This window comes from Nakamurella aerolata (assembly GCF_013002705.1).
Classification (GTDB): Bacteria; Actinomycetota; Actinomycetes; order Mycobacteriales; family Nakamurellaceae; genus Nakamurella; species Nakamurella aerolata.
The window spans coordinates 98,582-117,071 of record NZ_JABEND010000012.1 but is presented as its reverse complement, the minus strand read 5'-3'; the positions used below and the strand labels follow the sequence as shown (position 1 = coordinate 117,071).

Below are 18,490 nucleotides of genomic sequence, written 5' to 3'. Positions count from 1 at the left end.
CGCGTGGCCTGCGGGTTCCGGAACATGACCAACTACCGAAGGCGCATCATGATCCACATCGCCGTCACCCGACAGCGACCGACCGCAGCATGAACGACCCACCCCGCGGAAAGTCGAAGAGCCGCGATGATGCCCGGCAGGAAGAACGCGAGACCGTACTGGCCGTTGGCATAACAGAAGTAGATCAGGGTGAACAACCACACCAGCGGACTGCGCACCACCGCCCGCAGCGCACCCTTGACGTGCCCGGCGGTGGCGGTGCTGGATTCGGCGTCCAGCTTGGCCTGCAAGAACTCTCGTTCCGCCGGAGTGAGCCAGCTGGCGGTTGCCGGGGTGTCGGTCAAGGTCCAGATCAGCGCCAGCCCGAGCACTACCGCGGGGATGCCCTCGATCAGGAACAGCCACTGCCAGTCGTTCAGGCCCCAGGCGGAGTGCAGTCCCATGATCCAGCCGGCCAACGGCCCACCGAGAATGGTGGCGGCCGGGACGCACGCCATGAAGATGCCGATGCCCCTGGCGCGCTGGCCGGCGGGATACCAGAAGGTCAGGTACAGCACCACGCCCGGGAATAGGCCCGCCTCGGCGGCGCCGAGCAGAAAGCGCATCAGGAAGAACAGCCACTGACTGCTGACGAAGGCCGTCAGCGAACAGATCAGGCCCCAGGTGATCGCGATGCGGCCCAACCAGATTCGCGCCCCGAACTTGCGCAGCGCGGCGTTGGACGGCACCTCGAGGGCGAAGTAGCCGAGAAACAGCACACCGGCGGCGAACCCGTACGCCGTTGCCGAGAGCCCGAGATCGCTGGACACCGACGCTTTCGCGAAGCCGATGTTGACCCGGTCGATGATCGAGATGAAGCCGAGCAGGAACGGCAACAGCAGCACCCGGCGGTCGATCTTGCGGCGCAGTGCCGCCTCGTCGACTCCGGCGGCGGAGACGGCGGCCGGTGAGCTGCCGCCAACGTCTTGAAATGGCATTCCAATACCTGTGGGCGCGGTTGTCGCTGTGTCAACCACCCGCCCGGCGGTGTCGGATTCACGCCGGCTGCGGCCAGGGTCCCGACGGTGCGCCGGCGGTTGACTACGGTCATCGGCATGGCTGGTGTTGCGAACCCGAGCGCGAGTGCGGCCCGCTGGCGGTCGCTCGGCCTGCTGGCGTGCGCGACGCTGCTCGCGGTCCTGCTGCTGGGCGCGGTGACGGTGCCGTTCATCGCGTGGCCGGACACCATCGCCCGCGCCGGCAAGCCGACGATTGTGGTGCTGCTGCTGGTATTCGCGGTGCTACCGGCGGTGGTGCTGGTGATGCTGCGGCGCGGCCGGTCTGACGCCCGCGCGGTGCTGCTGTTGCTGGGCGTGGTGGCGGCACTGTTCGGGATCCAGGTGTTCGCCAGGATGATCATCGGCGGGCATCCGGTCGCCGCGGTGGCGTCCGGGGTCGGGCTACTGGCCGGAGTCGGCTGCGTGGTGGCGGCCGTCGGCCTGATCAAGGCTCGCGGCCGGGACGAGCTGGAGGAGTTGCGTGCGCAGGCGGCCGCCCGGCGTGCGGCGCGGCAGGCCGGTACTGGTGGAAGCGGCCGCGGCGCCAATGCCGGCGTCGGCGGCACGGACGCCAGCGCCAGAACCGGCGGCGACCCCGACCCCGGCGGCGTCAATGCCGGCGACCCCGACCCCGGCGGCGTCAATGCCGGCGACACCAGCGCCGGCGGTGCCAATGCCGGCGACACCAGCGCCGGCGGTGCCAATGCCGGCGACACCAGCGCCGGCGGCGGCGAGCCGAGCGCGAACGGCGAGCGTCCGCCGGGCACCTAGACTTTGCCCTCGTGAGTCTCACCCTGGGAATCGTCGGCCTGCCCAACGTCGGCAAGTCCACCTTGTTCAATGCGCTGACCCGTGCCGAGGTGCTGGCGGCCAACTATCCGTTCGCCACCATCGAGCCGAACGTCGGTGTGGTGCCCCTGCCCGACCCGCGGCTGGACACGTTGGCCGAGATGTTCCATTCGGCCAAGGTGGTGCCGGCCACGGTGTCGTTCGTCGACATCGCGGGCATCGTCAAGGGCGCCAGCGAGGGCCAGGGCCTCGGCAACAAATTCCTGGCGAACATCCGCGAGGCGGACGCGATCTGCCAGGTGGTGCGGGTGTTCTCCGACGACGACGTGGTGCACGTCGACGGGCGGGTCGATCCGATGGCCGACATCGAGACCATCAACACCGAACTGATCCTGGCCGACCTGCAGACCCTGGAGAAGGCCGTCCCGCGGCTGGAGAAAGAGGCCCGCAACAACAAGGAAAGGGCCGCGGTACTGGAGGCGGCCAAGGCCGCCGATGCCGCCCTGAGCGACGGCAAAACCCTGTACTCCCAGCGGGATTCCATCGAGTTGCCGCTGCTGCGCGAGCTCACCCTGATGACGACAAAGCCGTTCCTCTACGTGTTCAACGCCGACGAGGGTGTGCTCACCGACGACGCCCGCCGCGCCGAGCTGGCCGCCGCGGTGACGCCGGCCGACGCCGTCTTCCTCGACGCCAAGGTGGAATCGGAACTGCTGGAGCTGGACGAGGAGTCGGCGCTGGAGCTGCTGGAGTCGGTCGGCCAACCCGAGCCCGGCCTGCATGCGTTGGCACGCGCGGGTTTTCACACTCTCGGCCTGCAGACCTACCTGACCGCAGGGGAGAAGGAAGCCCGCGCCTGGACCATCAGGCAGGGCGCCACCGCACCGCAGGCTGCCGGGGTGATCCACACCGACTTCGAGCGCGGCTTCATCAAGGCCGAGATCGTCAGCTACGACGACCTGACGGCCGCCGGCTCGATGGCCGCAGCCAAGGCCGCGGGCAAGGTCCGCATGGAGGGCAAGGACTACGTCATGCGCGACGGCGACGTGGTGGAGTTCCGGTTTAACGTCTAGCGTTATTGACGGATGTCGTTATAGACTGACTCCATGATCAGATCGTTCGGCGACAAGGCGACCGAACGGCTGTGGCGTCGCGAGCGCGTGCGGTCGTTAGATCCGAGAGTCCATCGGGTAGCGCTGCGCAAACTGCGTCAGGTGGGATCAGCGGAGTCCATCGATGACCTCCGCATCCCACCCGGCAACCGGCTCGAAGCACTGAAAGGCGACCGTGCCGGTCAGCACAGCATCAGGATCAACGACCAGTGGCGGATCTGTTTCAGATGGACGGACGCCGGACCGGAGGAGGTGGAGATCGTTGACTACCACTGAGAAGATCGAGCCGATCCACCCGGGTGAGGTCCTCATGGAGGACTTCATCGAGGGCTTCGGCATCACGCAGAACAAGCTCGCCGTGTCGATCGGGGTGCCGCCGCGTCGCATCAACGAGATCGTGCACGGCAAGCGAGGCATCACAGCGGACACGGCGCTGCGTCTGGCGAAGTACTTCGGGACCTCGGCGGAGTTCTGGATCAACCTGCAGAGCCACTACGAGCTTGACCGCGCGGAGGACGTCGCGGGCGAGCAGATCACAGCGATCAGGCCTTTTCAATCGGCATGAGTGGCGCGGACTCGACGCTCGTCGGTTCCGAGGGCTCACGGCTGATCATCATCCGTGGCAACTCCGGTAGCGGGAAGTCGAGCCTGGCCAAAGCCATCAGGGCCGCTCGGCCACGGGGCATCGCGATCGTCGGACACGACGTGCTGCGTCGCGAGATCCTCCACGTCCGCGATCATCCAGAAGCCCTGAGCGTCCCCTACATGGATCTGTCCGCGCGATTCGCGCTGGAGCACGGTCTTCACGTGGTCATCGAGGGCATCCTGCACGCAGAGATCTACGGTGAGGTGCTCGCGCGTCTGCAGTCCGATCATCGCGGTGTGACTCGCTCCTACTGCTACGAACTCGCATTGGATGAGACGTTGAGGCGGCATCGCACCAAGCCTCTGGCCGAGGAGGTATCGGTCGACACAGTGGCCTCTTGGTATCGCCATGCTGACCGCGTGCGTGGACTCGACGAGGTCGTCTTTGACGAGGCAGTCAGTGCCCGTGGCGCGCTGGAGCGGGTTTTCGCGGACGTCGGGTGGAGTGCGCCCGATGTCTCGGACGCTGCATCGTCCGGTGCCTTGTGATCGTCATCGGTGCCGGATCTCCGTGGAGTTCAGATTCAACGTCTAACTGTCGCTACATCCTCGTCCGTACCAGCTGGATGAACCTCAGTAGAGCTACGAGGTGCGGCGCGAGCGGCGCACGACGTCGACGTTAGAGTTCATCTCATGGCGAGTCCGTGCAGTTGATTCGTAGCGAGAGGCTCTCCGACGTTGCTGAGTATGCGTATGCCGCAACTGCACCGAAAGACGCCCGGTTGATCTTTCTGGCTGGCGCATGTCCACTGACGGAGCGCGGGGAAACCGTCGCCGTCGGTGACTATGCAGGTCAGGCTGCTGCCTGCGTGAAGACCATGACGGAAGCACTGGCCGCAGCGGGCGCCTCGATTGCGGATGTGATCAGCACTCGGGTGCTCGTCGCATCCACTTCCCAGGCGGATCTGGTGACCGCATGGCAGGTCGTGCGCGACGCGTTCGGAACCCACGACGTACCGAGCACGCTCATGGGCGTGACGGTTCTTGGGTACGACAACCAGCTGGTAGAGATCGAGGCCGTCGCCGCGATCGTGGACTGACGACAACGTCGCGAACTTCACCCCGTCCACGGGTCGATCAGCGCGATGCCCGTGTGCACGAAGTCCTTCGTGTTGCGCGTCGCGCAGGTCGCGTCGTGGGCTCGGCAGATCGCCGCGATCTGTGCGTCGCCCGTCGCGATCGGAAGGCCCTCGCTCTCCCGCGCCGCAAGGATGTCGGCATACCGAGACGCAGCCGCTGCATCGAAGGCGATGATCGCCCGGGTGTCACGGTAGGGCCCGATCACGGTCTCCACGGCGGCCGTCAGGCCGACCTTGCGCTTGCCCTCGGGCAACCTTCGGAGCCCCGCCAGCAGTTCGGCGAGGGTGACCGAAGTGATGGCGACGTCATCGGTCAGTGATTCCATCCAGGCGACGACCCGTGCGTCGGGTTGCGGTTCTAGCACCTCGGACACGACGTTGGTGTCGAGGATGATCACGAGAAGTCAGCCGCCCGAGCGGTGTCGGCACGGTCCGGCACCGGCAGTTCCTCGACACCACCCGCCGCCTGCCCCGCCTCAAGGAGTGCGAGGCCGATGTTTGGGCGCGTCGCGGCCTTGGTCAGAATGTCCCGGACTTCGGCTTCCATGGACCGACCATGCTGCGTCGCCTGCGCGGCAAGCCTTGCCTTGACGGACTCGTCGAGCCCGCGAACGACGATTGACGACATGCCGACCACCTCCCGAATGATTGCATCAATGCTAGCAGGCGGGAACTTCAAGGCCTGGGACGAGCGGCTGGCCTGACAGAGTCGTCAGCAGGCCGGCTGGCTTCGCGTTCACGTGGGCCAGGATGGGGAGCGCCCCGGCAGCGGTCATCTGCTCCATGATCTGCGCGTAGGGCTCGCCGGGCGCGCCGTTGTCGCAGCCCGGGTTGGGTCCGCGCCGCCCGATGGCCGCGTTGATCGTCCCGACCCGACAACAGGAACCCCGAAATGTGACATACCCGGTCAAGGCACACCGCCACTGACCGTCACCGCTCCCCGCTCGCGAGACGCTGCAGGAACTGCTGCGCGCGCCGACGCTCGACATTAGGGTCTGTCGTCTGAATAAACTCTGTCGCGTTGAAACCATCGCCCCGTCGTCGGTTCTGCGGGGGTTCGAGGCCCTCTATCAGAAGGGCTTCCATGGTTGCAACAAGCATGTCAACAGCAAAGTTTCCTGTCGGAACGCGGCCCAAACTTCCGTTGTCGGCGACCTCCCGAACTCCGAACCAGGAGAATCGATCCCAGCGACCCGTCAAGCGGTCGCGGGTATGATCCCATAAGCGGGGCCCGAGCCGAGGCTCAGTGATGCGGCCCACGTAAAGCACCCTGTCCCCTGAATACAGGATGTAGACACCCACCTGGTCGGCGAAATCGATCGGCTGTGCCGCCTTCAGCTGTGCACCAAGAAGCACCTGGCCCCGCTGCTCCCAGTCGACCTCTTCTCGTCGCCAGAACATGCCAAAAGCGTTGAGAAAACCCGTGTCTTCAGTGACCCCTTCGGTAGGAGCAGAAGACTCTTCCTCGGCAGAAGAAGGCTCATCCACACTTGCGGGACTCGCTGGCTTCGCGGACGACGAAGCCAGTGCGTAGACACCTCTGTCCACACGAACGAGATCTGTCTGCATAGACATCGAGATGGTGGCGGCGACCGTGGCAGCAGGGGTCGCCCCTCCATGCTGCCGCAGGCCGTCTTCGAGGATGCGCTGCGCGATGTCGGAGTAGTGCAGTGGCTCTTCTGCGTCTGACAACACCTTCAGGATGGCACGTCGCCAGGGCATGTCCTTCATGTGCACGACCCTAAGGCACTACGTCCGGAGCGACCGGAGAACAACGTCGAAGCGGTTCGCTGGTCGGTTCTACCTCGAGATCTAAATTCCACCACGTCGCCAGGGTTGCGAACGTCAGGTTCGGACCGTCGCCCTCGTCTCCCGGCCGTTTCCCGAGGCGTCGGTCCACGTGACCACGCAATCGACCGCGTCCGGCGAGCCCGCAGCGAGCAACAGAGGAAACCGCGCTTCCTGGCCGGGCGGGATGGTTCCGAGCGGACCTGCCTCTCGACGCACGCGGAACACTGCGTTCTCTGGCAGGTCCACGAACTCGAAGTCGACGTCGGCGGCTGGCCCGCGGGAGGTGTTGTGGAGCACGAGTGACCAGTTCCGCCTGGTGTTGACGCGGCCCTTGCTGTCGGTCTTCACGCTCTCGCGCACCTCGGCGCGCGGCCAGACGCCTTCGGAAGGGTCCGGCGCGTCCGGCGGCGCGTCCTTCGAGGACTCGACCGATTGCTGGAACTGTGCCGTCGCTCGGCTGAGGAAATTGTTGAGTTGACCGATGCGTGCCCCGTCGTTGCCGTACTCAAGGACGAGAGCGGACTTGCGCAGTTCGCCGAGGTAGGCGTTGAGCCGCTGGCGTGCGTCGAGTGCTTCTCCGCTCAGGGGCGGGCGCGGAGCCGAGTTCACGAGGACCGCCACCGACTTCCCCGCCGCGACGAGGACCTTGATCTCCTCTGCCGTGCCCGACTCGGCCTCGCCAGTCGGCGTCCCGAGGCGATCCTGGAAGAGTGCCACCGCGAGGTCAGCCTCCTCGACGATCTGATGGTTGAGGATCTCCTGTGGCCGCTCCCCGAACTCGGCGACGGCATGCTCGGTCCAGGACACGGGCAGAACCGTAAGGCCGACATGGCGGCCAAGGTTGAGGTTCCACTGGCTGATCGTCTTGCGGATGACGGCCATGTCATCGAGCGGCACGTCACCCGGAGCCGATATGAGCAGGTGGACAGCGAGCGTGGGATAGGCCATCGCTGAGAATCCCTTCTTCGTCGGTGTGGAGCGGCGCGGTCTGCGACGTCGGTTGGTCGCGCGCCGGCGGGAATGAGGTCGTCAGCCGCCGGCGACGAGGCGCAGCACCGGGCGCTCGTCGGTCTCCCCCAGCAGGTCACGGACCTGGGCCGGGCTGATCTTCAGCGATTGGGCGAGCACGGGCACGGGCGCGCCGTGATCATTTGCGAGGTCAGCGGCCTTCCGCAGCAGCGTCGGCACCTCGCCCGGATAGGCGCTCGTTGGGTCAGCCTTGGAGTCGTAGACGGCCGACAGGCGCTGATAGGCCCGACGCGCCGAGGACTCGGTGGTGCGCCCACGCTCGACCATCCGTCTGACCAACGAGGTCGGCGAGACGCCCCACGTTCTCCCGAGGCGGTCAAGGGCCGCGAGGTCAAGCCGCTGCGGCAGGGCCGCGTCCATGGACGCCGCCGGGGTCAGGAACGCCGCGGCGAACTCGTCGGCCTCCTTCTCGATGATGGCGCTGTGCTCACCGGAGTCGGAGTGGAGCAGCAGGTGCCCGATCTCGTGCGCGATCGAGAACCGGTGCCTGAACACGTTCTCCGTCCGGCGCGGCGTCGTGATGATGATCGGTCGGTCGACGATGACGACGGAGAAGGCGTCGACGGAGTCGATCTCGGCGAGTGGGCGCACGGCGACCACGGTGCCGCGGGACTCGGCCGTGGCAACCAGGTGCTTGATCGGCCCGTCGGGCAGGTCCCAATGGCGTCGCAGGAGCGCCGCCGCCTCAGCGGGCGAGCTTCCTAAACGGACCTCCGGGAGGTCGGCCTCGGGGAGCCTGACGTGCCGCTCGAGCGCGAACGTCAGTTCCCACACTAGCGTCGCCGTTGCCAGCGCCTTCTGGCGATCGCTCACGCGGGCCGACCGCAGGCTGCGGAAGTGGGCGTTGACGGTGTCGATCCGCGCCAGGGGCCGGCCGACGCCGAAGAAGCCGGGTCGGACGTCCAGGGCCTTCGCCAAGCGATCGAGGACTTCGGCGCGGGGCGAGTTGACTCCCGCCTCGTACTGCCCGATCGCCGCTGCGGACACGCCGACCTCTGCGGCCAGGTCGGTCTTGGTCACCGAGCGACGGGCGCGGGCCTGGGTGAGCCTGGCCGGCTCGAAGCGGCCCTGCGCCGGCCCGGAACCCGAGAGGTCGAGCAGGCTCGGGGTGTCATCGCGCATCCGGATCCGTGCCCTCCTGCTCGCGTGGCTCGATGACAGGCTCGACGGGCGTGCCGCGGTCGAAGGACTCGACGTCCGAGGCGACCGCGTCGACATTCGCTTCCGGCTCCCAGATTGGCTCGTGCCCGTGCAGCTTGACCTTGCCGGTTTCGTCGAGCTCAGCGACGGCCCACTCGATCGACTGCAACTGGCGCGGCGAAGAATGGACCATGGCGAGCACGACGGGCATCGATCCGCCCACGGCGCGCACCAGGCGGTCGATCTTGGCCTCCTCCGTGTCCTCGGCCGCTTCATCGTGATCGGGCCCGTCCCCGAATCCAGGCTCGAACAGCATCGGGTCAGGCGGCTGGGCAGAGAAACCGTTCTTCCTCGTCGGGCTCGACGCGAAGTCGGTGATCGCGTCGGGAGTGCCCGGAACCCTCCACACGTAGAGAAGGCAGTCATTGACGACGGGGAGCTCGTAGCCGGCAGGTGAGAGCTTGTGCGACTGATAGCCGCGATCGGCCAGCGCCTCCATTACGTCGTCGAGCAGATCGCGCCACTGGCTTCCGAAGCCCATGGAGTACCGCGACCCCGATGCCAGATGAGCTTCCGCCGCGCGGTCGTGGCGGGACCGGGCGACCTCAACGAGCAGGTCGCGAACACCGTGAGCGTGGGAGCCGAGAGCCTCGGCAGGCGAGAGTGGAACCATCGTGGACCCTCCTGAATCGGCGTCCGGAGCCGCGGATTCGGCCAGGACAACAACTTCAGCATGCAACACGAAACGCGCATGAACGCTTCAGAAGACCGCTACGGCGCGTCCCGAGCATGAGTTCGCGGTCTCAGGCGCCACCAAGCCGGCGCTGACGGCCCCGATTGCGGACCGCTACGAACACTCAGACGTTAAAGCGCGAATCTCCATTCGGTGGAGTTCCGATTCAACGTGTAACTCCGATGCGTTAGACGCCCAGGCTTTCGCCGCGGAAACCGGAGCGACGCAATTCGGCCAACCTGAAGTGCTACAGGTGCTACCTTGGCGTCATGGTAACTGTCGTGACTCATCGCGACCTCCGCAACCGCAGCGGCGAGGTCCTGCACGCCGTAGAGGCCGGCGAGACGTACACCGTGACAAGCCGCGGTAAGCCGGTCGCGCGGCTGGTGCCCATCACGGAAGCCACCCCTGATCTCCCGCTGCATCGACCAGCGGCGAGGCATGGCGGGTTCTCACAGCTGGTCAGGCACTCAATCGCCACTCCCGCCGCCGAGACTCTCGACGACCTTCGGGGTGATCGTTGAGTCGGTTCTACCTTGACACCTCTGCAGCGGCAAAACTGCTGGTAGAGGAAGTCGAGAGCGTCCCACTCGCTACGTGGGCAGACGGGGTCGACGTGACCCTGGTTGCCACCCACCTGCTCGAGACCGAACTGCGCCGGTTCGCGAACCGACATGGCCTGCCCCAAGGCTCCGTTTCGACGATCCTCACTGGGGTCGACCTTCACGATCTCCCCCCGAGCGTCTACCGCGAGGCAGGGCTACTTCCAGGCTCAACGCTGCGATCACTCGACGCTCTGCATCTGGCCGCTTCGATCCGCCTCGACATCGAGGCGCTCGTCACCTACGACCTCCGCCTTGCCGACGCGGCCGCCGACCTGGGACTTCGGGTCCATGCGCCAAGGCCCTGAGTCACCACGGGCTGACGTCCACTCCCCAGACTGCCGGACGTCGGCTAGCTGCGGGACGCATTGATGAGTCCTTGGAGCGCGTCTCGGGTGCTGCTCAGCTTTGCGATGCGAACGTCATACGTCGCGAGATGATCCACCAGCAGCGGCACCGCGCACGGCTCAAGACGATCGTCATCGTGAATGCAGTCGAGCAGCTCGTGAATCAGCTCGACCGGCAGTCCCGCCGCGATCAATCGGCGGATCGAACGAACCGTCTCGATGGTCGATGGGTGGAAGAGTCGTTGGCCCGTCGCTGATCGAGCTGCGTCGATCAGGCCACGGTTTTCGTAGTGCCGCAGCATCCGAGGCGTCGTCGACGTGACCGCAGCGAGTTCACCGATCCGGAGCGGTCGCTGCGCCAGGGTGTCGAGACTTGCCTGTGTCACTAGCGTCAACTCCTACCGTCCTCGCCATGACAGGTTCGATCACTCAATTCAATGGTAGGTCGGCGGAGCTAGCGGACGTGGCTCCGTTGGCGTTCGCCGGATACGCCCACTTCACGGCGATGCAGGTGCGGGACGGCCGGGTGCGCGGCCTTGACCTGCACCTTGCGCGGCTGCGGGAAGCCAGCGACGTGCTCTTCGGGAAGCACCTCGACGACGACGTGATCCTCAACGTCATGCGGCGCGGGCTGGCATCGGCCCCGCCCGATGCATCGCTGACGTGCTTCGTCACGTCACGTCCCGGAGAGTTCGCCCCGGCCGGCGCGACCACCGCGCTCGACGTGCTGATCAGGGTCACCGACCCGGCCGAGCCACCCGCGGGTCCGCTCGCCCTGGACGCTGTCGAACACCAACGCCATCTGCCGAGGGTCAAGCACGTCGGTGAGGTCTCCAAGACCCTTCTGCTGCGGCAGGCGAACGATCGGGGGTTCGACGACGCCGCCTTCATCGATGGTGCCGGACGACTCGGCGAAGCGACGATCTGGAACCTCGCGTTCTGGGACGGGCAATCCGTGATCTGGCCCCGCGCAGACGTCCTGCCCGGCGTGACCATGCAGATTCTCACCCGCCGGCTGCAGCGGCTCGGCATCCCGCAGCAGATCCGCGAGGTACGCCTCGACGAGCTTGGCACCCACCGCTCCGCGGTGGTGATGAACTCGTGGCGCCCCGGCATTCCGATCGCGCGCATCGGCGATCGGCCGCTCGGCCAAGATCCCGAGTTCGCTCGGCTCCTGCACGCCGCGTACCGCGACGAACCGGAATCTACAGTTGAGGAGATGGTTTCGAGCCGCTGCCGATGACAGAGAGGTGACGTGATGGCTGCCGATGATGAGCTGGTGCTCAGCTTCATTCCGCCGCTCGTCGCCGTCCTGCTGGACGCCGAGCGGTCGAAGGGCAGTCCGCTCACCGAGGACGAGGTGCTGTTCCTGCGCGACGATTCCACCTGCATCGCCGTCGAGAGATCGGTGGCCGAGGCGGTCGCGGAGCAGCGCGGCTACCCCGACATCGACCCCGACCGGTGCTGGGAGCAATGGCAAGACATCCGCGAACAACTCGCGGGTGACGCTGACAAAACGTGAGGTGCGCTAAGCCGCCGGCGAGCCGAAGAGGATGAGGTTGCCGTCCGGATCGCGGATGACAAACTCGTTGGCACCCCACGGTTTTGCCCGCAGTCTCTCGTGGAAGTCGGCGCCGGCGGCCCGGTACTCGCCGAAGAGCGCCTCGACGCCGGCGGTCGCAATGCTGGCGGACAGCAACTGCTCTCGCTCACGTACGTCCGGCGCGAACGGTGACTCGTCGACGTGCCGCAGGTTGAGGCTGGCGTCGTCGCGGCGGACCTCGCCGTAGAACGGTGGTTCGCCGTAGCTGAAGACGATGTCGAACCCGAGAACGGTGCGGTAGAACGCCAACGCCCGCGCGAAGTCGGTGACGAACACGTGCGCGTTCGCTTGCCGGAGCCGCGGCGCCGACGTATCGGTGGAAGGCATCGGTTCGGTGGATGGCACGGGTTCGATGGGAGGCATGGGTGGATTCTCCTGCTTGCCGGTGGTCCAGAACCACATCGGCCCCAAACCACGCTCAGGGCAAACCTCGGGGTAAATAGAGTGTCGCAACCCGCCGGGTCGTGAAACCGTGGGTCGGTGACCGTACCCACCCCGACGCTGCAGACCGAACGATTGCTGCTGCGCCCCTTCACCGATGCCGACGGCGACGATCTGTTCGCGCTGCAGAGCGACGCGCAAGTACTGCGGTACTGGGACTCCCCGCCGTGGACCGACCGCAGCTCGGTCGCAGGTTTCATGGCAGGCTGCCGACGCCTCGCCGAGAGCGGCAGCGGTGCGCGGGTGGCGATCGAGCGTGGGTCTGATCAAGCATTCATTGGCTGGTGCACGTTCAACAGCTGGAGTCCGGACTTTCGCAGCGCGTCGTTGGGCTACTGCCTCACCCGCGAATCCTGGGGCCGTGGCTATGCGACGGAGGCGGCACATGCCTTGCTGCGCTGGGCTTTCGACACCTTCGACCTGAACAGGGTGCAGGCCGAGGCTGACACCCGCAACGGCGCCAGCGCGCGGGTGCTGGAAAAACTCGGCTTTGTCCGCGAGGGCACGCTGCGCGAAGACTGCATCGTCAACGGCGACGTCTCCGACTCCTGGGTCTACGGGCTGCTCCGCCGCGACTGGGCCGGCTGACCAGGCCCGCCGCAATGCCGACGGAATCTGCGGAGTTCTGCCCATGGCGGGCCGCGGGCTGAGATGCTGGCCTGATCGACCTGCCGGCCTCGATCGGCCGCCCGCACCCACACCCTATGGACGCCTGATGGATCGACATCGCGGTATCAAGGGGAACGTTGACCACACCCCAGACGTGGCAGGCCCCCATGCGATGAACCACGACCTCAGCCGCCGCGGATTGCTGGCCGCTGCCGCCATGAGTCCGTTGGCCGCGCTGGTGACGGGTTGTACCAGCGCCGGGGCTCCTGCGTCCGCGCCCGGGTCGGCGTCCGCACCGTCGGCGGCGGCGGGCCCGCCGCAGGCCCCGTCGGGCCGGTGTCTACGGCGCAGGCGCCGACCGGGTTGATGGCCGGCACGGCCGCGCCGTCCGGTGCGCTCGTCACTCCGGAGCGGTGCGTCACACTCGAGAGCCACACTTTTCAGCGGTTGCAACGGTTCTGCGCGGCCACCCCGCCGCTGGCGGGTGACGTGCAGCCGGTTGACTTCTTTGGGCCCATGGTGATCACCGACAGAACGATCATCACCATGTACATCGACGCGGTCGCAGAGTTCGACCGCCGCAGCGGCACGCTGCTGAAGCTGTTGGCAGCGCAGCGTTCCGACAGCCCGATGTTCGCCGCCCAAGGCGCCCTGGCGGTAACGCCGCGCTGCGACAGCGCATTGGTGGTGCACCGTAACGGCTGTCAGGTTGGCGAGCTTGTCGGTCATCGAATGCCTGCCGACGTACGACCGGCGGAATCCTTCGGCGGCATGCACTTTGTCGAGGACGCGACCCTTATCAGCCTGGGTGCCGATGGAACCTTGCGACGATGGGACGTCGCTGGCAGCAGGCTGCTGGGCACGAGGGAAGTGTCCGGCGGAGCGATCGGCACGCGCCTGCTGGTGCAACCCGGTACCGGAGAACTGTTGCTGTCACGACGCGATGGCGTTGTCGCGTTACGCACCGACTCGCTTGAGCCGAAACAGGAATGGGGGCCGTTCACGCCGACCACAAGCGGTTGGGTTCCGGTCAGTGCCGACACTTGTGCCGGCATTGTCGGTCGCGCCGATGATGCCGACCGGCAGGGACTGCTGCTCCGGAAAGCCGGCGGTTCAACAGACGAGTTCATCGACACCCACGACGCACCTCGCTCGCTGGCGGTGTCGGCCCAGGGTGCGCTCGCGTTCGTCGTCGGCCGGACGCTGTATCACCGACTTCCGTCGGGCCAGCTGCGCACGCTGGAACTTGCCGAATGGCTGTACCAGGTGGAGCAATCGGCGTTCTCGTCGGACGGAAAGCTGTTGTTTGCTCAAGATGCCCGGCGCGGGGTGCGGATGATCGATGTCGCCACCGGCGAAAACCGCGGGACACTGCGGGGTCCGCAGTAGCACTGCGATTGCAGCGGTGGCGCGGCCGAGTGGTTCGCCGCGCCCACCCGTCCACTTCGACCTGAGCTGCTTCCAGTGCGCGAAATCCAGGTGTTTCTTGCGCTTTGCCGTGACTGGAGGCAGCTCAGGTACAACCCTCGCCCGGCAGAGCGGGGGCGCCCGTCGGGTCGCGTGGTGAGCGCTCGTGCCGGACACTCGTCGGGTGGCGGCGCCCGGCCGCACTAACCGAAGGAGCGCCATGACGAATCCGCCGACCGAGCCGTCCGCCCGGGCCGAGCCCGGCAACACGGCGTCCGACACACCGCGAGTGGAGTTCGGGCTGGACAGCTTCGGTGATCTGCCGCTCGGGCCGGACGGCAAGCTGCTCAGCTACGCGGCAGCCATCCGGCAGGTGGTCACCGAGGCGATCGCCGCCGACCAGCGCGGGGTCGACGTCATCGCGTTGGGGGAGCACCATCGCGACGACTTCGCGATCTCCAGCCCAGAGACGGTGCTGGCGGGGATCGCCACCCGCACCGAGCGCATCAAGCTGGCGTCCGGAGTGACGGTGCTGTCCTCCGACGATCCGGTGCGGGTGTTCGAGCGGTTCGCCACCGTCGATGCGCTGTCCAACGGCCGGGCGCAGGTGATCCTCGGCCGCGGGTCGTTCACCGAGTCGTTCCCGCTGTTCGGGTACGACCTTGCCGACTACGACGAGCTTTTCGAAGAGAAGGTGCAGCTGTTCGCGGAGCTGATCAAGGAGGAACCGGTCACCTGGGAAGGCCGCACCAGGGCATCGCTCAGCAACGCGGATGTGTTCCCCAAGACCGAGTCCGGCCGCATCGATACGCTGGTCGGCGTCGGTGGATCGCCGGAGTCGGTGGTGCGGGCCGCGCACTACGGGTTTGCGTTGATGCTGGCGATCATCGGTGGTCCACCGCAGCGGTTCGCACCGTACGTCGATCTGTACCGCCGCGCCGCCAAGGAGTTCGGCACCGACCCGCGGGAGATCGGCATCCACTCGCCCGGACACATCGCCGAGACCGATGCCGAGGCGGTCGACACCTACTGGCCGGCGTTCAAGGTGCATCGAGATCGGATTGGTCGCGATCGTGGCTGGCCGCCGATCACCCGTGAGGAGTTCGACGGCGAGATCACCCGCGGCTCGCTGTACGTCGGCTCGCCGGAGACGGTCGCCCGCAAGATCGCCGCGACGGTGCGGACACTCGGCGTCGACCGGTTCGATCTGGTCTACGGCTTCGGTCCGCTACCGGCCGATGCCCGGCTCAGCTGCGTCGAACTCTTCGGCGAGCGGGTGATCCCGCAGGCGCGAGAGCTGCTGGCGAGCGAGTGAGCGGCAACGACACCGCGCGCCCTGCCGTCGTCGTCACCGGCGCCGGGCAGGGCGTGGGCCGGGCCATCGCCGAACGACTGCTCACCGGGGGCACCGGCGTTGTCGTGCTGGAGCGATCGGAGTCGGCTGCCGAGTGGGTCGCATCAGCTGGTGCGCGGTTGGTCGTCGGTAACGCGGGCGACGAAACCGTTGCCGCGCAAGCAGTCTCGGAGGCTCGCTCGATCGGGCGGCTGGACGGGTGGGTGAACAACGCCGCGGTCTTCGCCGACCGCTGGCTGCATCTGCACGCTGCGGAGGTGGCTGAGCTGGTGCACGCCAACCCACGTCCGGCGCTCATCGGAACTGCGGCCGCCGTTGCCGAGTTCCGCCGTGCCGGCAGCCCAGGAGCTGTGGTGAATGTGTCGTCGCACCAGGCGTCGCGGCCGGTGCGCGGCGCGCTCGCCTACGCCGTCGCCAAGGCCGCCGTGGAAGGACTCACCAGGGCGGCGGCCGTTGACTACGGGCCGGACGGCATCAGGGTCAATGCCGTTGCCCTTGGCAGCATCGTCACCGATCGCTATGTCGAACTGCTTGCCGCGCAACCGGAGTGGCAGCGGGTGCAGCTGCAACACCAGATGGCTCAGCTGCATCCGCTGGGTCGGCCGGGAACAACGGACGAGGTCGCCGACGTTGTCGCCTTCCTGTTGTCCGACGCGGCGGCTTTCGTCAGCGGCGCCGTTGTACCGGTGGACGGCGGTCGGGCGGCCCGCGGCGCTGACCCGGAAGCCCGTGACTCAGAAGCCCGTGGCTCAGAAGCCAAGTGAGCCCGCCCAGGGCTCAGTCGAAGGCCGGGCGCCCGGCGTCCGGTAGCGCGAACGGACCGCCGACTCGCTCGCCCTCGGCGGCATCGCCGGGGCGGTCGGGCACCGCACCGGCGAAGGCGGCGGCGTCGTCCTGAGGTGAATAACCGAGCTCGTGCCCTGGCTGCAGATCCCACCAGCCGTCGCTGTTGGCCGAGATCCCGTACAGCACGTGGTATCCCGGGCGGTCGGTGGTGACGGCGGCCAGCACCATCCGCACGGTGTCGGCGGGGGAGAGCCAGGTGGCCAGCGCGCGGGTGCTGGCCGGCTCCGGCAAGAACGAGCCGATCCGCATCGCCACCGAGTTGATGCCGTGCCGGTCGGCGTACAGGCTCAGCAGCCCCTCGGCCGCCACCTTCGCGACGCCATAGAAGGTATCGGGCCGGCCCCGCACGTCCACCGGCAGCGAGTCGGTGCGCTCCGTCATCCCGACGGCGTGGTTGCTGCTGGCATAGGCCATCCGCGGAACGCCGTGCCGCACCATGGCATCGAGCAGCCGGGCGGTGGTGTGCACATGCGATTCCAGCGAGTCCGGCAGCGACGCCTCGCCGGGATTGCCGGCCAGGTGCACCACCGCCTCAACGCCGTCGACCGCCCGGTCCACCGTCTCCGGGTCGAGCGCGCTGCCGGTGATCCAGCCCAGCGCGAAGGTGCTGGCGTCCGCAGGTTCGCGCAGGTCCAGCCCGCGCACCAGATGTCCCTGCTCGGCCAGTCCGGCGGACACCACGGTCCCGATGTTCCCGGCGGCGCCGGTGACGAGGATGCGCATGCCGCCGACGGTACCGGCGCTCAGAACGCCCAGAATGCTCAGTTCCCTGGACGGCGACCCGCCCGCGCGATCGGTACGCACCGCCAGCACAACCGTTTCGGTACGGCACAACCGTTTCAGCGCGCTGGACGGGTTGTGACGTACTGAAACAGTTGTGTTCGTGTTCCGGACCGGCGCAAAAGGCCGGCGAAAGGGCGGCCGCCTACTCCACTTCGGGATCGGCGTGCAGATGCCGGCCAGGCGTCCCGCCGAACCGAGCCAGGTACACCCGTTGCAGGGCCAGCACCACCACTCCTGCGGTCACCATGCCGAGCACGTTGATGCCAAGCTGGGCCAGCGATCCGGTGATCTCCCGGCCGGACCACACCGCCAGCGCCAGCGCCAGGTTGCCGGCGGCCGGCACCGTCGTCACCGAGATGAACACTCCGACCATGGCCTGGGCCTTCTCCGTCGACAGCGCCATCACCCCGGCCGCCCCGGCGAGAATCGCGACCAGCAGCGACCAGATGTCCGGGTGCCAGACGAAGCCTGTGAAGGGCCGCGGCCTGGTCACCGCCTCGAAGGTCACCAGCCCGAAGATCCGGCCGATCAGCGCCAGCACCGTCACGATTGCGATCGCGCAGCCGAAGCCGAACAGCAGCAGCCGCACCGCGTCCCAGGTGAGCCGCCAGCGCAGAAACACCAGGCCGACGCACACCGCGGCCACCGTGGCGAATTCCGGTCCAACCACCATGGCGCCGACCACCAGGATCGCCGAGTCGGTGATCACCGCTATCGCGGCCAGGGTCACCGCGATGGTCAGGAACAGGTGGAACGACCAGGTCGACTTCGACGCGGCGACGGCCCGCTCCACCACCACGTCCCAGACCACCGCGTCGTCCGGGTCGCCGTGGGCGGCCTTGTCCACCTCGGCGGCGGCGTCGAACGGGTTGGCGCCCACCGGGCTGACGATGATGCCGCCGCGCTTGCCGACGCCGAGGTCGGCCAGGGTGCTCAACACCGAGTTGGCGGCTTCCCTGGCCACATCAAGCTCGATCAGGTCGCCCGGGGGCCGCACCGAGACGCCGCGCAGCACCGCGAGGTTGGTCAGCCGTGGATCGTTCTCCAATGCCTTGAGCACCGCCCCGCTCAGGTCGGGCGGCACGGTCAACCGCAGGTGCACGAGCATGAAGCGACGTTATCTGGGCCACCCTGGCGCCGCTC

General features: G+C 67.4%; 25 protein-coding genes and 1 pseudogene. 14 read left to right on the top strand and 12 right to left on the bottom strand.

Features of this window, described 5'->3' with window-relative positions:
• Positions 1 to 32: 32 nt before the first annotated feature.
• Complete coding sequence (locus HKD39_RS17070) at positions 33 to 977, bottom strand: MFS transporter (protein ID WP_171201077.1); 945 nt, start codon at positions 975 to 977, stop codon at positions 33 to 35.
• Between the two features lie 117 nt (positions 978 to 1,094).
• Here HKD39_RS17070 and HKD39_RS17065 point away from each other — a divergent pair, with 117 nt between their 5' ends.
• From HKD39_RS17065 to HKD39_RS17040, 6 genes are all read left to right on the top strand, one after another.
• Positions 1,095 to 1,808, top strand: a complete 714-nt coding sequence (locus HKD39_RS17065) for a hypothetical protein (RefSeq protein ID WP_171201076.1) — start codon at positions 1,095 to 1,097, stop codon at positions 1,806 to 1,808.
• A gap of 11 nt (positions 1,809 to 1,819) precedes the next feature.
• On the top strand, positions 1,820 to 2,899 hold the full coding sequence (gene ychF / locus HKD39_RS17060) for a redox-regulated ATPase YchF (RefSeq protein WP_171201075.1): 1,080 nt from the start codon (positions 1,820 to 1,822) through the stop codon (positions 2,897 to 2,899).
• Positions 2,900 to 2,932: 33 nt separating this feature from the next.
• The gene (locus tag HKD39_RS17055) at positions 2,933 to 3,214 is read left to right on the top strand and encodes a type II toxin-antitoxin system RelE/ParE family toxin (RefSeq protein ID WP_171201074.1); all 282 of its coding nucleotides are present in this window, start codon (positions 2,933 to 2,935) and stop codon (positions 3,212 to 3,214) included.
• On the top strand, positions 3,201 to 3,503 hold the full coding sequence (locus HKD39_RS17050) for a HigA family addiction module antitoxin (protein WP_171201073.1): 303 nt from the start codon (positions 3,201 to 3,203) through the stop codon (positions 3,501 to 3,503). The genes HKD39_RS17055 and HKD39_RS17050 overlap by 14 nt, the downstream gene beginning before the upstream one ends.
• A complete protein-coding gene (locus HKD39_RS17045; protein ID WP_171201072.1) occupies positions 3,500 to 4,072 on the top strand; it encodes a P-loop NTPase family protein in 573 nt (190 codons plus the stop codon). The genes HKD39_RS17050 and HKD39_RS17045 overlap by 4 nt, the downstream gene beginning before the upstream one ends.
• A 155-nt stretch (positions 4,073 to 4,227) precedes the next feature.
• Positions 4,228 to 4,623: a Rid family hydrolase gene (locus tag HKD39_RS17040; RefSeq protein ID WP_171201071.1), complete on the top strand. Its 396-nt coding sequence runs from the start codon at positions 4,228 to 4,230 to the stop codon at positions 4,621 to 4,623.
• A 17-nt stretch (positions 4,624 to 4,640) separates the two neighbouring features.
• Here HKD39_RS17040 and HKD39_RS17035 read toward each other — a convergent pair whose 3' ends face one another.
• The 7 genes and pseudogenes from HKD39_RS17035 to HKD39_RS17010 form a co-directional block, all read right to left on the bottom strand.
• On the bottom strand, positions 4,641 to 5,060 hold the full coding sequence (locus HKD39_RS17035; protein ID WP_171201070.1) for a PIN domain-containing protein: 420 nt from the start codon (positions 5,058 to 5,060) through the stop codon (positions 4,641 to 4,643).
• On the bottom strand, positions 5,057 to 5,290 hold the full coding sequence (locus tag HKD39_RS17030) for a FitA-like ribbon-helix-helix domain-containing protein (protein ID WP_171201069.1): 234 nt from the start codon (positions 5,288 to 5,290) through the stop codon (positions 5,057 to 5,059). The genes HKD39_RS17035 and HKD39_RS17030 overlap by 4 nt, the downstream gene beginning before the upstream one ends.
• 61 nt (positions 5,291 to 5,351) lie before the next feature.
• Positions 5,352 to 5,534: pseudogene (locus HKD39_RS20685) on the bottom strand (hypothetical protein); the annotation flags it as partial.
• 58 nt (positions 5,535 to 5,592) lie between these two features.
• Positions 5,593 to 6,357, bottom strand: a complete 765-nt coding sequence (locus tag HKD39_RS17025) for an HTH domain-containing protein (RefSeq protein ID WP_425488469.1) — start codon at positions 6,355 to 6,357, stop codon at positions 5,593 to 5,595.
• 150 nt (positions 6,358 to 6,507) lie between these two features.
• On the bottom strand, positions 6,508 to 7,401 hold the full coding sequence (locus tag HKD39_RS17020) for a hypothetical protein (RefSeq protein WP_171201068.1): 894 nt from the start codon (positions 7,399 to 7,401) through the stop codon (positions 6,508 to 6,510).
• Positions 7,402 to 7,482: 81 nt separating this feature from the next.
• Positions 7,483 to 8,604 carry a helix-turn-helix domain-containing protein gene (locus HKD39_RS17015; protein WP_171201067.1) on the bottom strand — a complete coding sequence of 374 codons (1,122 nt, stop codon included), beginning with the start codon at positions 8,602 to 8,604 and terminating at the stop codon, positions 7,483 to 7,485.
• Positions 8,594 to 9,295 (bottom strand): hypothetical protein, encoded by a 702-nt coding sequence (locus HKD39_RS17010; RefSeq protein WP_171201066.1) that lies wholly within the window; start codon positions 9,293 to 9,295, stop codon positions 8,594 to 8,596. The genes HKD39_RS17015 and HKD39_RS17010 overlap by 11 nt, the downstream gene beginning before the upstream one ends.
• A gap of 329 nt (positions 9,296 to 9,624) precedes the next feature.
• Between HKD39_RS17010 and HKD39_RS20835 the strand changes: the two genes are divergently transcribed.
• Positions 9,625 to 9,879: a type II toxin-antitoxin system Phd/YefM family antitoxin gene (locus HKD39_RS20835; RefSeq protein WP_171201065.1), complete on the top strand. Its 255-nt coding sequence runs from the start codon at positions 9,625 to 9,627 to the stop codon at positions 9,877 to 9,879.
• Positions 9,876 to 10,265 (top strand): type II toxin-antitoxin system VapC family toxin, encoded by a 390-nt coding sequence (locus tag HKD39_RS17000; RefSeq protein WP_171201064.1) that lies wholly within the window; start codon positions 9,876 to 9,878, stop codon positions 10,263 to 10,265. Before HKD39_RS20835 ends, HKD39_RS17000 begins: the two co-directional genes overlap by 4 nt.
• Positions 10,266 to 10,309: 44 nt before the next feature.
• Here the strand turns inward: HKD39_RS17000 and HKD39_RS16995 are convergent, their stop codons facing one another.
• Positions 10,310 to 10,690: a MerR family transcriptional regulator gene (locus HKD39_RS16995; protein ID WP_343074760.1), complete on the bottom strand. Its 381-nt coding sequence runs from the start codon at positions 10,688 to 10,690 to the stop codon at positions 10,310 to 10,312.
• A 26-nt stretch (positions 10,691 to 10,716) separates the two neighbouring features.
• Between HKD39_RS16995 and HKD39_RS16990 the strand changes: the two genes are divergently transcribed.
• Both HKD39_RS16990 and HKD39_RS16985 read left to right on the top strand, forming a co-directional pair.
• Positions 10,717 to 11,547, top strand: a complete 831-nt coding sequence (locus tag HKD39_RS16990) for an aminotransferase class IV family protein (RefSeq protein WP_171201062.1) — start codon at positions 10,717 to 10,719, stop codon at positions 11,545 to 11,547.
• A 15-nt stretch (positions 11,548 to 11,562) separates the two neighbouring features.
• A complete protein-coding gene (locus tag HKD39_RS16985) occupies positions 11,563 to 11,826 on the top strand; it encodes a hypothetical protein (protein ID WP_171201061.1) in 264 nt (87 codons plus the stop codon).
• Between the two features lie 6 nt (positions 11,827 to 11,832).
• On the opposite strand, the gene HKD39_RS16980 is transcribed toward HKD39_RS16985, so the two are convergent.
• Positions 11,833 to 12,234: a VOC family protein gene (locus HKD39_RS16980; RefSeq protein WP_171201060.1), complete on the bottom strand. Its 402-nt coding sequence runs from the start codon at positions 12,232 to 12,234 to the stop codon at positions 11,833 to 11,835.
• 153 nt (positions 12,235 to 12,387) lie between these two features.
• Here HKD39_RS16980 and HKD39_RS16975 point away from each other — a divergent pair, with 153 nt between their 5' ends.
• The 4 genes from HKD39_RS16975 to HKD39_RS16960 all read left to right on the top strand — a co-directional run bounded on the left by HKD39_RS16975 (position 12,388) and on the right by HKD39_RS16960 (position 16,482).
• Positions 12,388 to 12,936: a GNAT family N-acetyltransferase gene (locus tag HKD39_RS16975; RefSeq protein WP_171201059.1), complete on the top strand. Its 549-nt coding sequence runs from the start codon at positions 12,388 to 12,390 to the stop codon at positions 12,934 to 12,936.
• 537 nt (positions 12,937 to 13,473) lie between these two features.
• Entirely contained in the window at positions 13,474 to 14,346 is an 873-nt protein-coding gene (locus tag HKD39_RS16970; protein WP_212754690.1) for a WD40 repeat domain-containing protein, read from the top strand.
• 238 nt (positions 14,347 to 14,584) lie between these two features.
• Entirely contained in the window at positions 14,585 to 15,679 is a 1,095-nt protein-coding gene (locus HKD39_RS16965; RefSeq protein WP_171201057.1) for an LLM class flavin-dependent oxidoreductase, read from the top strand.
• Positions 15,676 to 16,482: an SDR family oxidoreductase gene (locus HKD39_RS16960; RefSeq protein WP_171201056.1), complete on the top strand. Its 807-nt coding sequence runs from the start codon at positions 15,676 to 15,678 to the stop codon at positions 16,480 to 16,482. Before HKD39_RS16965 ends, HKD39_RS16960 begins: the two co-directional genes overlap by 4 nt.
• 13 nt (positions 16,483 to 16,495) lie before the next feature.
• Here the strand turns inward: HKD39_RS16960 and HKD39_RS16955 are convergent, their stop codons facing one another.
• On the bottom strand, positions 16,496 to 17,368 hold the full coding sequence (locus HKD39_RS16955) for an NAD-dependent epimerase/dehydratase family protein (protein ID WP_212754689.1): 873 nt from the start codon (positions 17,366 to 17,368) through the stop codon (positions 16,496 to 16,498).
• A gap of 121 nt (positions 17,369 to 17,489) precedes the next feature.
• Positions 17,490 to 18,455: a DUF389 domain-containing protein gene (locus tag HKD39_RS16950; protein ID WP_171201055.1), complete on the bottom strand. Its 966-nt coding sequence runs from the start codon at positions 18,453 to 18,455 to the stop codon at positions 17,490 to 17,492.
• Positions 18,456 to 18,490: the final 35 nt, after the last annotated feature.